Source organism: Ureibacillus thermophilus (genome assembly GCF_004331915.1).
In the GTDB taxonomy this organism is placed as follows: Bacteria; Bacillota; Bacilli; order Bacillales_A; family Planococcaceae; genus Ureibacillus; species Ureibacillus thermophilus.
In genome coordinates, this window is record NZ_CP036528.1 from 908,490 (window position 1) to 922,995 (window position 14,506).

Below are 14,506 nucleotides of genomic sequence, written 5' to 3' on the forward strand. Positions count from 1 at the left end.
ACCATAGAATTTGAAAAAGAGCATCTTTTGTCAGCTCGGAAAGGGGTAAAAATAAATGGAAAACCTATTATTTAATTTAGATAAATATTATGAGGAAATGGTTTCCATACGAAGATATTTACATGCAAATCCGGAACTTTCATTTGAGGAAGTACACACGCCTAAATATATTGCCAACTTCCATCGGGAACTCGGTCTAGAGGTTCGGGAAGGAGTGGGAGGAAGAGGGGTAATTGCTACTCTGCGGGGAGCGAAGCCTGGAAAGACAGTAGCGCTACGGGCGGATTTTGATGCTTTGCCAATCCAAGAAGAAAACGATCTTCCTTATAAATCTAAAATTGATGGGGTTATGCATGCATGTGGCCATGATGGACATACAGCCACTTTATTAATATTGGCAAAGGCCCTCAATGAAATAAAGGAAGAGATTTGCGGAAATGTGGTGTTTATTCACCAATTTGCAGAAGAAGTGCTGCCGGGTGGTGCTAAACCGATGATTGAAGATGGTTGTTTAGAAGGGGTAGATGTGATTTTTGGTACACATCTCTGGGCACCTATACCATTAGGGGAAGTCCATGTAAAAAGCGGGGCTATCATGGCGGCGCCAGATATGTTTGAAGTAACGATTTATGGAAAGGGCGGACATGGTGCAGAGCCTCATCATGCTGTTGATGCAATCGTCCTCGGCGCTCAGTATGTAACCCAATTGCAAACAATCATTTCACGGAAAATCAGTCCATTAAAACATGCAGTTATTACTGTCGGACAATTTGAAGCAGGAAAAGCCTACAATATTATTTCAGAAAAGGCGATTATCAAGGGAACTGTACGGACGTTTGATGAAGAAGTAAGAAACCAAATCGAAAGGGAGCTTGAAATTTTGCTTAAATCCCTTTGCGATAGCGCTAATGCTACCTATGAATTTACCTATACAAGAGGTTATCCACCAGTTGTGAATCATCCGGAAGAAACAAAATTGCTTGCAGAAATCGCGAAAGATGTTCCCGGTGTAAATGCGGTGAAAGAATGTGAGCCGATGATGGTAGGGGAAGATTTTGCATATTATTTAAAAAAGGTGCCGGGCACATTTTTTATCACTGGGGCAAAAAACCCGGAATGGGATATGGCTTATCCGCATCATCATCCAAAATTTAATTTTGATGAAAGAGCAATGTTAATTGCTGCGAAAACTATGGGACTTGCAACTTTGAAATTTTTAGAAAGTTATCAAAAATGATAAGAAATTTAGTACAAATACAGTTAAAAAATGGGAATGAAAGTAGTATAATAGACATAATGTCGTATAGAGATATTTTAAAGAGGTGAATGGAATGAGCATCGGGGGAAAAATGAATGTAGCATTTTATTCATTAATCGGTCTACTATGCATTTCGATGATTGTTAGTTTTATTAATTTCCAAAGAATCGATAGGCAAGTAGAAGTCGCACTTAATGAGCGAGTAACAGCCATCCAAGGAATTTCTTCAATTCGCTATGAAGTGGCCCAATTAGATAAGTCTGCCACAAAATATATACTAAAAACAGACAACTCCGATTATGAAATGGTCAATACATATATACAACTAATTGATCAGGAAATAAAAGAATTAGAAAATTTAGCTGTTACGGACACAATGAAAGGCTATATTGATGAACTAAAGCAGGCCAATGAAAATTTTGCAAAAGAGTTTACTGCAGTAACTGAAAGAATAAATCGAGGAGAAACATTATCTGACAACGAAAAAATTCAGTCCCTCAGCTTAGACTTAATCAAAATAACAGACAAAATGATTGAGCATCAAACAAAACAGTTGGAAGACATTAAAAAAGCTACAAATCGGGCTATTTCCTCATCGAACATTACGGCAATCGTTGTATTAATTGCCAGCTTAATTGTAAGCGGCGTTTTAGTTTACTTTGTTTGGAAAACGATTACATCTCCATTGAGAAAAGTAGTGGAAGCCGTAAAAGTAGTCTCTTCCGGCAATTTGACGGAAGAAGATTTGAAAGTGTTTTCAAAAGATGAAATTGGACAGCTTTCAAATGCATTTAATACAATGAAAAATAACTTAAAATCGCTTATTCGCAATGTGCAGCAAAATGCAGAACAATTAAGTGCAGCAGCACAGCAGCTTTCTGCAAGCACAGAGGAAATTGCTGCTACGGCGGAAGATATGACACGTCGAGTAAATTCCACAGCAGAAATGGCCCATATGAACTCTCAATCGGCAAAAGATTCCGCCCGCGCCATGGATGAGACGGCGGGTGGGGTGCAAAAAATTGCAGAATCTACGCAAGTGTTGCACTCTACTTCATTGGAAACAAGCGAAATGGCTTCTCATGGTGGCGAAATTATCCGCCATGCGGAAAAACAAATGGATATAATTAGCCAATCAACAAATATTGTAAATGAGTTAGTCCAGAAATTAAGCAAACAAACAGAAGAGATTGAAAATATTTCTAGAGTGATTGCAGAAATTACCGATCAAACGAATTTATTGGCATTGAATGCGGCCATAGAAGCAGCGCGAGCCGGAGAACATGGTAAAGGATTTGCAGTTGTGGCTGAAGAAGTCCGCAAATTGGCAGAGGAATCGAAAGAATCTGCAAGCCAAATTACAGATTTAACAGTGGAAATTAAACGAGATACAGAAAATGTGGAAAAGGCGGTGTACGATTCTTTGCGTTCAGTGGAAGATGGCGTCAAAGTCATTACACAAGCAGGCCAATCTTTCGCTGATATCGTGCAGGCTATTGAAAAAATAAAAATGCAAATTGAGGAAATTTCCGCGACAAGTGAACAAATATCTGCTAGTGCAGAAGAAGTTTCCGCTGCGGTCAATGAGATTTCTAACGCTTCTACAGAATCAGCAAGCGAAATCCAAATTGTTGCCGCGAATATCGAGGAGCAAACGACAACCCTCGATCAAGTGAATAAAGTTGCAGCCGAGTTAAACGACAATGCGCAAAACTTGCAGCAAGAAATTCGGAAATTCCAAATTTAATAGCACTTCTTTATAGTTCAAAAAATTCATCACAAACGGGATTGGAAACATTTGCTCTCAAGGTCTGTACCATCTTAGAGCGATTTGCAAAAATTAAGATGAACAAAATAAAAAGAGCGAATTAGAATGCGATTTTCTATTCGCTCTTTTTTTCATTTTTTAATTTAACGCTGCGGTCTTGTGCGGGGAGAATTAATGTATTTAAATCCTTCTTCAAATCGAGCATAGTCGAAATAAATCATCGGCAATAAATACACGTAATTTGTATTTGCTTCACGAATCACCGCATGATCTCGTCCTGCTTGCATGACTGTGCCGCGAATTCGCAGTACATTTCCCTGTGTTTCACCTGGCCGAGTATCTGAGCTAGGGAATGTGAAATAGAATGTGCCAGGAACTCCTATATTTTCCCTCAAAATGTTTTCAATATATGATTCTTCAGTTTGTCGTCCAGTTCCTGTTGCAGGTATGACAGTTCCAGAAGGGGTAATAACATTTCCGCTTGATACAGGAGGCGGCGTTTGCTGAAATGGCCCTTGACCGAAAAATGGTTGTTGATAATATTGATTTCCCGTTGCACCAGGACCCCAATAATAATAAGTCACTACATACATCCTTTCTTTTTAATTATTAAATACCAGGACAAACACCCTCAGCAGGTGCATAGAAGCAATGTGACTTGAATCGGCCGGTATTCCATTGTCCATACCATTGAGCAGGGCAGCTACCAGTAGGCATGAAAAACCATAGAGCTCTGTCGGCCGGAACGAAACGTTCGCCATTGATGACTCTGCGGGCAAGGGCTATGTCTTGTGGACGCGCTCGTTGGTAAAAATAACTTTTTTGTACGGCTTCAAAGCCACCGGGACTTTGATATACCATATCTTCAATGGTTCGAATATTTTTAAAGTCTAGACAGTCTGCCCGCACACGGTTGACTCCTACATTTCCGACCAACAACATGCCAAGGTCTCCATCACCTTCCGCTTCTGCTCTCATCAATCGAGCAAGCAAGGCAACCTGTGCTTCATTAGCGGCAATAACAGCGATTTTTCATACCTCCTCAACATAATGTATGCATTTCATAAGGAATCAGAATAAAAATTGCAAAAAAAATATTTGGTTTTATTTCGGAAAAGATGATGAACGGAGTGAAAATTGTATAAAGTTAGTATTTTTGAAATACAATAGAATTGTAACATTAGACACGTTCCGACAATTCGCGTCAATGAATAGAATATATATAAAGAAGTTAGTTGATGACGAATTAGGGAATAGTTAAATAAAAAGGGGAGAAGGGAGCCAAAACAATAATTTGGAGGTTGGTTACATTGCAACTAGGGATATGGGTTGGGATTGTAGTAAGTGCGATTTTGTCTTTTGTGATAGCAGGATTCTTCAATCAACCACTCCATTGGTATCTCTTCATTTTGATACTTTTCATCGGCTTTTTCACTCATACGGTGATTTTGATATTGCAAACGCCTGATGAAAATGAATAAGCGAGGCGCGTTGAAGCGTCTCGCTTTTTTGTGCGCCCGGCATGTACATGAACTATAGGGTGTAAGTCCCGAACCCCGAAGACAGAAGTAGAGGTTAGCCAAGAGCAAGGGTGTCCGTGGTGACGCGTCAATTTCATTCTATAAAAAAGGACGATTTTTTTGTACCCTAAAAACAGAAAAAAGGGCTGAGCCGAAGGTCGATTCAATCGACTTTTCGGACAGCCCCGTTCAGGGGTTGTTTGGGCAGGAATGCTTCGTGTTGTAGGACCATAAATAACGATTAAATCTCGGTTTCCTGGATATGCTGAAAAGAGCTGCCCGTTTGTTAATATAATTTGAGTATAAGGTGATAAATGCAGCTGCAATTGTCCATCACTGCTCAACAGCTGCTGATTGAAATAGCTTACTTTCACATTCCTGTTTGCATGTTCTTTTACCATCACAATCGCACGATATTGGGGAGGGTAAATAAGAATGGCCGGCAAATCGCCATCATAATAAGCTGTCATTTTGTCGCCAATCATGATGGTTTCCTGATCAATGAAATAAGTTGAAGGGGTCACAACAAAATGGACGATTAAACCGGCATCATTGACCACTGTAAAGATTTTATCTTCAATAGGCGAGAAGACTCCCACTTCAACGAAGCGAAGCGAAGTAAGTGGGAGATGAATCGCCTTAACTATATTTACTGAAAATAATATAGATTCAGTAAAGTATAGTATAATATAGTTAGATGGGAGGTGAAAAAAATGTATTTTTGTATCAAACAACAGCTAAATGGTTTGACCAAAGAAGAATACTTGACTCTTAGAGAACTGTGCCGTATTGCCAAGAACATATACAACGTCGGATTGTATAATGTTAGACAATACTATTTTGAACACAAGGAATTTCTTAATTATGAGAAAAACTATCATCTTGCAAAAACGAACGAAAACTATAAGCTGTTAAATAGCAACATGGCACAGCAAATCTTAAAAAAGGTTAACGAATCTTTTAAATCTTTCTTTGGCTTAGTAAAACTAGCCAAGCAAGGCAAATATGACTACAAGGCTATCAGTATCCCAAAATATCTTAAAAAAGATGGTTTTCATTCACTAATCATTGGTCAAATTCGTATAGACGGCAACAAATTCACGATACCGTATTCGAATCTGTATAAAAAGACTCATAAGCCTATCACGATAACGATTCCGCCTGTGTTGCTTGACAAAAAGATTAAGCAGATTGAAATTATTCCTAAACATCATGCCAGGTTCTTTGAGATTCAGTACAAATATGAAATGCCTGAAGATCAAAGAGAATTAAATGACCAAAAAGCACTGGCGATTGATTTAGGATTAAATAATCTTGCCACTTGTGTCACATCAGACGGCAAATCGTTCATCATTGATGGGAGGAGATTAAAAAGTATTAATCAATGGTTTAACAAAGAGAATGCCAGACTTCAAAGCATTAAAGATAAGCAAAAAATCAAAGGTACAACTCGTAAACAAGCTTTGCTTGCTATGAATCGGAACAATAAAGTCAATGATTATATCAATAAGACTTGCCGTTACATCATTAACTATTGCCTTGAAAATCAAATTGGCAAACTTGTCATTGGCTATGCTGAAACATTGCAGCGCAATATGAATCTAGGAAAAAAGACAAATCAAAACTTTGTCAATATTCCTCTCGGTAATATAAAAGAAAAACTAGAGTATCTTTGTAAATTTTACGGCATTAAATTCTTCAAACAGGAAGAGTCATATACGTCTAAAGCCAGCTTTTTTGACGGCGATGAGATTCCTGAATATAATGCTGACAATCCAAAAGAATATAAGTTCAGTGGCAAACGTATTAAGCGAGGTTTGTATCGAACAAAGTCCGGCAAACTAATCAATGCTGATGTAAATGGTGCATTAAACATCTTAAAGAAAAGTAAAGCTGTAGACCTGAGTGTCTTATGCTCTAGCGGCGAAGTGGACACGCCTCAAAGAATAAGGATTGCTTAAAGCAGTCAAACTTCTTTGGAAGCCCCCACTTCAAATTTTCGCTAAAAAATTAAGTGGGGGTAGTTCACTTATTCGTATTTTGTGCTTTCAACAAGTCACGGATTTCCCTTAACAGCTCTTCCTTCGTATCCAGCTCAGGAGCGGCTTCCTCCTCCACCACTTCTTCCTTTTTCTTCTTTGTAAGTTTATTCAATAGCCGGATAAACATAAAAATTGCAAAGGAAATGATGAAAAAGTCAATGATGCTTTGCAAAAATACGCCAAAGGAAACCGTTGCATCGCCTACTTGCCAAATAAATGATTTCGTAAAATCAATTCCGCCTGTAAGAATACCGATAAGTGGCATAATGATGTTGTCCACTAAAGAAGAAACAATCTTACCAAAAGCAGCCCCGATTACAACAGCAATAGCAAGGTCAATGACGTTTCCTTTCATCGCAAAATCTTTAAACTCTTTCCACATATACATCCCCCCAAACATAGCGATGATGTTCAAATATTCCCTATTTTGATATGGCATAAACTTTAAACGGTTTTCCAATGAACAAGCTGGATATAATATAAGCAGAAATCTTTTCCTTTAGGGTTGAGGAAATGGTACTAAAGGGATTAAAAAGATGAAGAGTGCTTCATTATATTTCAAAATGAAGTGCTTTTTTTATATGGACTATAAAAAAAGAAATTTCACTAACGTTTTACTAGCAAAGAGTTGGGTACAATAATTTAGCACGAGGAAAAACAAAAGGGTGAAATGAAAGATGACAAAAAGCAAATTAACAAAGGAACAACAGGCAGAGTTTATCAGCCTATTAAAAGAACGTTTTGAGAAAAATAGACATCGCCATGAGGGAATGAATTGGGAGCTAATCCAGCAAAAACTTGAATCAAATCCTGACAAACTATGGTCCTTATATAGAATGGAACAAACAGGTGGAGAACCGGATGTAATCGGTTTTGATGAAGCGGCTGGGGAATATTTATTTTGTGATTGTTCAAAGGAAAGCCCAAAAGGACGAAGAAGCCTTTGTTATGACCGTGAAGCATTGGAGTCGAGAAAAAAACACAAGCCTGAAAATAGTGCGATGGACATAACGAAAGAAATGGGAATTGAGTTGTTGACGGAAGAACAATATCGCAAGCTGCAAGAATTGGAACCTTTTGATACCAAAACATCTAGTTGGATTTTCACACCTGAGGAGATACGCAGGCAAGGCGGCGCACTATTTTGCGATTATCGCTACGGCCGCGTATTTGTCTATCATAATGGAGCGGAATCTTATTACAGCTCAAGAGGGTTTCGGGGATTGTTAAGGGTTTGAAAAGCATCCATTGTATTGTTTCATAGAAGGAAGGAGAAAATGGAATGGCCATTCAAGTAAAAGAGATTCATTCCAAAACTTTATTGACGCAAGCAACAGGATATTTAGATATTGGATTTACTCATTCATTAAATCCTTACAGCGGCTGTGCTTTTGCTTGCCGCTATTGTTATGTCCGCGAATTGCCGATTCAAAAATTTAAAGGAATTCCATGGGGCGAATGGGTGGATATCAAAATGAATGCGCGGGAAGTTTACCGGAAAGAAATCATAAAACTTCGAAAAAAAGAACGTCCCATCAATCTTTATATGTCTTCTGCAACGGATCCATATCAACCTATCGAAAGAAAAGCGTGCATTACAAGAGGGCTATTAGAAGAAATGCTTTTCTATCCTCCTGATTTTCTTGTGATTCAAACGAGAGGCCCTTTAATTGAGAGGGATATTAATTTGCTGATTCAATTGAAAGAACGATGCAAACTGCTAGTTTCGATGACGATAGAAACGGATCGGGAGGATGTGAAAAGAATTTTTGCTCCTTTTGCCCCAAGTATACACAAACGATTGAAAGCCCTTCAAAAATTGCATCTTGCCAATATCCCAACACAAGCGGCTATTTCTCCCTTGCTGCCTTTTACTCCTGAGTTTCCCAAAATCCTCAAAGGCTTTGTTGATTATATTTGGATTGATACATTAACGATTGGCGATGGTGCGCAAGGGAGACGGTCATCTCGGTTAAAGATGCCGCAAGTTTTTGAGGAACATCAATGGTCGGAATGGTACAAGCGAGATTTGCATAAAAGCGTAGAAACATATTTTATACAGTTTTTCCCAAAAGAGATGATTCGAATTTCAAAGGAAGAAGCTTTTTTAAGATAGTGTTTTGTTGGAAGTTGACAAAGAGAAAATCCTTACTAAAATGATATTATTTTACTAAATTTACATAAAAAATTCATCATTTGAATTCTGAAAATTTACACAAAATGAGAAAAATGTTTTATAATGATAGTTAACACGATATGGTTCTGAGTTATCATAACTACTAAAATGTATATTTTTTCAGAAAGAATCAAAAGATTTATGAATAAAGTAATTAATTTAATAATATGATTCAAATTAAATGGAACTTAATTTAGTAAATAAGTATTATATTTGATTTAAGGCTGAATTAATGAGGAGGGAAAACATGGTGATATTTAGAAGTTTCAGTAAAAGCGATAAAACCAAACAGACGCAATCCGAACCAAAATGGGAGGAGGCAAGAAACCATTCAAAAAAATTATTAGAAGTAAATGGGGATTCCGACATAACAAAACAATTAAAATTGATTGATTTAGATGAAGATGATTTAAAGTTATTATCTTGCATTCAGCCACATATTGAAAAAAATCTTGATGAAATCGTACAAATTTTCTATGATGAGTTAACTTCCATCCCAGTATTGAATGAAATTATTCATCGATACAGTACGGTAGAAAAATTAAAGAAAACACTCAAAATACATATCTCAGAAATGTTTTATGGAAAAATTGATAAAGCATATGTAGAAAAGAGAATACGAATTGCACAAGTTCATTTAAGAATTGGTTTGGCTCCTAAATGGTATATAGGGGCATTTCAAAATATGTTAAATTCTTTCATCGATATTATCAACCGCATGAATTGGTCCAAAGACAGCATCGAAAAAGCGACTCTTCTTTGCACAAAAATCATCAACTTCGAAATGCAAATCGTTTTGGAAGAATATGAAAAAGAGAAGAGGGACCAAATACAAGAACAGCACGAAAAGGTGAAAGGGGAATTAAAAAATAATTTATCTCTTATCACAAAAAACTTGGCGCATCTTTCAGAAGAAACAACTAATTCCATTAACGAGATTATTCATTACTCAACAGATATTAAGAGTGATACCGAAAGTTATATCTATGAAGTAAAGGAAATGGAGAAAAATTCACACAGCGGAAACGTTTTAATGGAAGAGTTGAAAGAAAAAATATACTCCATTTCTGAAAAAACAAAAGAAATGGAAGCTCTTGTAATGGAGCAGCAAAGAGCATCCGATAAAATCAATAACATTATTTCTCTTGTTACCCAAATAGCTGACCAAACGAATCTGCTTGCCTTAAATGCAGCCATCGAGGCGGCAAGAGCCGGAGAACATGGAAAAGGGTTTGCGGTTGTTGCAGAAGAAGTGCGCAAACTTGCGAATCAATCGAAAGAGTCTGTTAAACAAATTACGGAAATTATTGAAAGCACTTCACAAATTACGAAAAATACGGTTTCCACAACTTCTACTATCCGAGAAACTGTATCCAAGGGCTTAGAAAGCGGAGTAAAAGTAAAAGAAAAATTTCATCAAATTGAATTGTCGCTTCAAGATAGCAAAAATAAAATTGAAATCGTTGGAAAAGATATTGAAAACCTTGTCGAAACGATTGCAAAAATCAATCAATTTATTGCTGATGTTGCGAATCAAGCAAAAGAATTGTATGAGAAAACCGTTAATCTTTAATACATGCGATCCATTTTTAATTTCAACAAGAAATGATTATCCAAACAATAGAGGGATTGGATAATCATTTAAATTATTAAAAACGGAATTTTCTTAAATATCCGATAAAAGGAATTGCTAAAATATAAACTAATCCCCACATTTATCCACCCAAGGGAAATGAAAAGTAAGAAAGGGGTAACTGCAATGAAATGAAAGCGCTTTTAGATGGTTTTTAATAGAAGTTCATATGAGTTGCCCCTATTTTTAAATGTGCCCATCCATTTACCGCCGTCATTGTAATCATCTTATTCAGTTAATAGAGAGTGCCGCAAAAAAACATTTTTTCACCAAACGATAAGTTTCTATTTTTTCCACAAGTAAATCATCCCCATTTCTTCCCATCATGTCAGAACAGACTTCAAGGAGATTTTTTTACTACTCTTTTTTTGGGAAATTGTTATAATCAGAGTATTAGTTTAATATCACGTAAAATGAATAAAAAGTATATTTTTTATCATATTTCGTGATGTTTCGAATAGGCAAAGGGAGGATGACTTGTGGAATTAAAAGACTTAGAAATTTTCCAATTGGTGGCTGAAAAAGGGACTGTTTCAGAAGTGGCGAGGGAACTGAATTATGTTCAATCCAACATTACTTCTCGTATTCAGAAATTAGAAGCGGAATTAAACACCCCTTTATTTCATCGCCATCGCCGAGGGATGATATTAACGCCGGAAGGAAAAAAACTATTAACGTATAGTGAAAAAATTTTAAAGTTGACAGATGAAATGATTAAAGCTGTCCAAAATCATGAAGAACCAACAGGGAAACTTGAAATCGGCACAGTGGAGACGGTTTATCATTTGCCGGTCATATTGTCTTCTTATATTAAAAAATATAAAAACGTAGAGCTGTCACTGTTTACAGGGGTGACAGAAAGTTTGGAAAAAGAAGTGCTCCATCATAAGTTGGATGGCGCTTTCGTTACGAAATCCAACTTTCATCCAGAACTTGAAGTATATGATGTGTTTGACGAAGAGCTTGTGTTAATTTCAGATCGCCGGGAATTGACAATGGAAGAATTAAAAAATGAACCATTTTTATGTTTCAGCGATGGCTGCGGATATCGTGCGCGGCTTGAACAATGGTATAAAGACCAAAATATCACACCACAAAAAATTATGGAGTTTGGCACATTGGAGACGATATTGCGGAGTGTTGCCATGGGGCTTGGCGTGTCCTTCGTTCCAAAATCTGCTGTTTCCCACTTGGAACAGAGCGGAGAAATCCGATGCTACCAATTGCCGGAACAATACAGCAAAGTAAAAACAGTTTTCATTCGAAGAAAAGATTCCTATTTAACGACCAGCATGGAAAAATTTTTAGAAACAATAGAAGAAAGCAAAGAGGCCATTCATCGCAATCTCGAATTAAATTAATATCCTATAGCTATTTTTATTTTTTTAATAGAATTGTTAAAATATATAAACCATCTGTTTTTACGTGGAATGAAAGAAGGATTTTTGCATGTTAACGACCTTTAATGCCAAGCTGCAAAAATTGATGCCCATTTTAACCCCTTTAAGTCTTGTCATAGGGGTTTTTTTAGATGAGATTGGCGGACATTTGCGGTTTCTTGTTCCTTGGATCTTTGCTGTTATGACCTTTGCAGGAAGCATCAGCATAAATTTTCAAGGTTTGCGAAGTGTCAGGAAGCATCCAAAATTTATTTTGTTGACGATTGCTTTTCTGCATATTCTTATGCCGATTTGGGCGTACATATTATCTATCATGGTATTTAATGACTATTTGCTGACAGTTGGCTTTATTTTGTCTGTTGCCGTTCCAACAGGTGTAACCAGTTTTATTTGGGTCAGCATTTGCAATGGAAATAAACCGCTTGGACTATCGATTATTTTAATTGATACCCTTCTCTCTCCATTTGTCTTCCCGCTTCTTTCTAAAATAGCAGTGGGGCAGAAAGTGATGATTGATACCACATCCATCATGCTTGATTTAATTTGGATGGTGGTGCTTCCATCGATTCTTGGTATGCTTGTGAATGAATGGGGAAAAGCGGATTTTGTGATGAAGCTGAACAGAGTGTTTGCACCTATGCAAAAGTTAAGCATTTTTCTCATTGTATTTATCAATAGCAGTGTGATTTCCCCTTATATAAAAAATATATCTTGGGAAATTGTTGAAATCATATTATTGGTTTTAGTTATCTCTTTATCCGGATATAGTTTCTGTATATTAATAGGGCATTTCTTATGGCGAAAAATGGACTTGATTACGACTTTTGTTTTTACTGGAGGCATGCGAAATATTGCAGTCGGCGTTGTGGTGGCTAGTACCTATTTTCCATCCAGATCGGTTTTGCCTGTGGTGTTCGGCATGCTGTTTCAACAAGTATTAGCATCCCAATTCAGCAAAATCCTTGAAATCTATAAGAAGAAATTTAATTTGAAAAGTGAATGAAAAAACTGCTCAAAGTTTTTCTTTGAACAGTTTTTTTTGTTTATTGGAAGGATGATGGTATAAAAACTAATTTATGAACCACATTAAGAGTAAATGTTATTTGTGGGAATATATGTATGAGACGGTTTTTCGTAAAGTACCAAAAAAAGCAATAACAGAGAGACATTTTTGAACAAATCAATCAGGAGATAGTTGCCATTACAGATACAAAAAAATTAATACATTTCAACAAGTGATTGATACGTTATTAACGGGGAATTCGATTCTCTTCATTGAAGGGGAAATAATAGATATTTTAAATGAAGTGAAGCGAAGACTAAATACGATAGATATAGATTTTTTACCTGACTCAGGAGTCGTTGAACAATGGATTGAAGATAGTCCCTTATCGCCATTTCCGCAAGTGGGATCAGCAAAAAATAAAAAATCAACAATCGTAAAGCAAAAGAAAAGGTGCTTCTTATGATTTATTATATTGGGATCACAAAGGATGGCCATTTGGAAAAAGGAGATTCTTTAAATCATTTTGACATTACAAGATATACGTGGTATTGGGTGGATTTTAGCGAACCGAAGGAAGAAGAAATTCAGCATTTATCCAATACATTCCATTTCCATCCGTTGGCGATTGAAGATTGTGTGCAAGACCTTCAGCGTCCAAAGTTGGATTATTTTAATCATTATACTTTTTTTGTCACCCATACCCTCCGTGAAGAAGAGGGTGAACTAATTAAAGAAGAGATTGATTTTTTCGTAGGAGAAACATTCATCATTACATTTCATAAACAGCCTTCAGTGGAGGTGACAAAAGTATGGAATGAATTGATTGGGCTAAGATCTACTCAACAATGGGATCCATATTACGTTTTCTATGAAATCTTGGACAAAATCGTCGACAATTATTTTCCAATTGTTTACAAAATAGAAGATGAGCTTGAACAAATTATTGTTCAGCAAGCAGAACTTCAGCAAATGAATGACTTGATGGAAACGAGAAATAGGCTCCTTCAATTGCTGCATTCGGTTAATCCAATGAGGGACTTGCTTTATCGTATGTTGAACTCCCATCATTTAAATTTAAATCAAATCGAGGAAAGAAGAGAATATTTTTCAAATATCCACGACCATCTATTAAAATTATCGGAAATGGTCATGTCCAATCGTGAAGTGACGGCGGATATCCGGGATAGCTATATCTCCTTAAATGCCCATTTAACTAACAATGTCATGAAGCTTCTCACAATTATTACATCCATATTTGCGCCGTTGACTTTTATTGCGGGCATCTACGGAATGAATTTCCGGTATATTCCAGAATTAACTTGGAAGTATGGTTATTTTGTAACCCTTTTTTTCATGGTGGCCATCGGTGCATCAATGCTTATGTGGTTTAAAAAGAAAAAATGGTTTTAAGTTATTTGATTTTCATGCCGATGATGACAAGCACAATGCCTGAAAAAAGACAGAGCATTTTTAAGAAGGAGATTTTCTCAGAGAGCCCGCTGATGCCGATTGCAGTTGTTAGAATTAAAATGGTTGGCCCCACTAATGCCAACATAGAATTAAGCATCAATGCTTTTTCCAAGTCGTTGAATTTCCACATAAGAGTGGCTGTGGTAATTTCAATGCTGCCGGATAACAATCTAAGCAGAACCATGTAAAGAAGTGCGCTTTCCAATTCTTCATCCTTCCGTTGTTTCTTGGAA

Annotated in this window: 13 protein-coding genes and 2 pseudogenes; 10 read left to right on the forward strand and 5 right to left on the reverse strand. The window is 36.7% G+C overall.

The features are described from left to right. Positions 1 to 55 precede the first annotated feature (55 nt). A complete protein-coding gene (locus DKZ56_RS04480; RefSeq protein WP_208651570.1) occupies positions 56 to 1,237 on the forward strand; it encodes a M20 family metallopeptidase in 1,182 nt (393 codons plus the stop codon). A 94-nt stretch (positions 1,238 to 1,331) separates the two neighbouring features. After that, entirely contained in the window at positions 1,332 to 3,005 is a 1,674-nt protein-coding gene (locus DKZ56_RS04485; protein ID WP_208651571.1) for a methyl-accepting chemotaxis protein, read from the forward strand. A gap of 164 nt (positions 3,006 to 3,169) precedes the next feature. Here the strand turns inward: DKZ56_RS04485 and DKZ56_RS04490 are convergent, their stop codons facing one another. From DKZ56_RS04490 to DKZ56_RS04500, 3 genes and pseudogenes are all read right to left on the reverse strand, one after another. Continuing rightward, positions 3,170 to 3,610, reverse strand: coding sequence for a spore coat protein GerQ (locus tag DKZ56_RS04490; RefSeq protein ID WP_208651572.1), 441 nt, complete (start codon positions 3,608 to 3,610; stop codon positions 3,170 to 3,172). Positions 3,611 to 3,635: 25 nt separating this feature from the next. Next, a complete protein-coding gene (locus tag DKZ56_RS04495) occupies positions 3,636 to 4,055 on the reverse strand; it encodes a cell wall hydrolase (RefSeq protein ID WP_208652163.1) in 420 nt (139 codons plus the stop codon). A 676-nt stretch (positions 4,056 to 4,731) separates the two neighbouring features. Continuing rightward, positions 4,732 to 5,118, reverse strand: a pseudogene (locus DKZ56_RS04500) (hypothetical protein); the annotation flags it as partial. 141 nt (positions 5,119 to 5,259) lie between these two features. Between DKZ56_RS04500 and DKZ56_RS04505 the strand changes: the two are divergent. Then, on the forward strand, positions 5,260 to 6,507 hold the full coding sequence (locus tag DKZ56_RS04505) for an RNA-guided endonuclease InsQ/TnpB family protein (RefSeq protein WP_208651573.1): 1,248 nt from the start codon (positions 5,260 to 5,262) through the stop codon (positions 6,505 to 6,507). A 64-nt stretch (positions 6,508 to 6,571) separates the two neighbouring features. On the opposite strand, the gene mscL is transcribed toward DKZ56_RS04505, so the two are convergent. Next, positions 6,572 to 6,970, reverse strand: coding sequence for a large conductance mechanosensitive channel protein MscL (gene mscL / locus DKZ56_RS04510; protein WP_208651574.1), 399 nt, complete (start codon positions 6,968 to 6,970; stop codon positions 6,572 to 6,574). Between the two features lie 295 nt (positions 6,971 to 7,265). On the opposite strand from mscL, the gene DKZ56_RS04515 reads away from it, so the two are divergent. The 7 genes and pseudogenes from DKZ56_RS04515 to corA all read left to right on the forward strand — a co-directional run bounded on the left by DKZ56_RS04515 (position 7,266) and on the right by corA (position 14,213). Beyond that, positions 7,266 to 7,826 carry a DUF4256 domain-containing protein gene (locus tag DKZ56_RS04515; RefSeq protein ID WP_208651575.1) on the forward strand — a complete coding sequence of 187 codons (561 nt, stop codon included), beginning with the start codon at positions 7,266 to 7,268 and terminating at the stop codon, positions 7,824 to 7,826. A 44-nt stretch (positions 7,827 to 7,870) separates the two neighbouring features. Then, a complete protein-coding gene (locus tag DKZ56_RS04520) occupies positions 7,871 to 8,704 on the forward strand; it encodes an SPL family radical SAM protein (RefSeq protein ID WP_208651576.1) in 834 nt (277 codons plus the stop codon). A gap of 307 nt (positions 8,705 to 9,011) precedes the next feature. Next, positions 9,012 to 10,337 carry a globin-coupled sensor protein gene (locus tag DKZ56_RS15505; protein WP_245989596.1) on the forward strand — a complete coding sequence of 442 codons (1,326 nt, stop codon included), beginning with the start codon at positions 9,012 to 9,014 and terminating at the stop codon, positions 10,335 to 10,337. A gap of 539 nt (positions 10,338 to 10,876) precedes the next feature. After that, positions 10,877 to 11,758: a LysR family transcriptional regulator gene (locus DKZ56_RS04530; RefSeq protein ID WP_208651577.1), complete on the forward strand. Its 882-nt coding sequence runs from the start codon at positions 10,877 to 10,879 to the stop codon at positions 11,756 to 11,758. A gap of 88 nt (positions 11,759 to 11,846) precedes the next feature. Then, positions 11,847 to 12,800 (forward strand): bile acid:sodium symporter family protein, encoded by a 954-nt coding sequence (locus tag DKZ56_RS04535; RefSeq protein ID WP_208651578.1) that lies wholly within the window; start codon positions 11,847 to 11,849, stop codon positions 12,798 to 12,800. A gap of 289 nt (positions 12,801 to 13,089) precedes the next feature. Then, positions 13,090 to 13,206: pseudogene (locus tag DKZ56_RS15940) on the forward strand (spore germination protein); the annotation flags it as partial. Positions 13,207 to 13,262: 56 nt separating this feature from the next. Further along, on the forward strand, positions 13,263 to 14,213 hold the full coding sequence (corA, locus tag DKZ56_RS04545) for a magnesium/cobalt transporter CorA (RefSeq protein WP_208651579.1): 951 nt from the start codon (positions 13,263 to 13,265) through the stop codon (positions 14,211 to 14,213). 1 nt (position 14,214) lies between these two features. Here corA and DKZ56_RS04550 read toward each other — a convergent pair whose 3' ends face one another. After that, positions 14,215 to 14,478: a YqhV family protein gene (locus DKZ56_RS04550; protein WP_390264707.1), complete on the reverse strand. Its 264-nt coding sequence runs from the start codon at positions 14,476 to 14,478 to the stop codon at positions 14,215 to 14,217. Positions 14,479 to 14,506 lie beyond the last annotated feature (28 nt).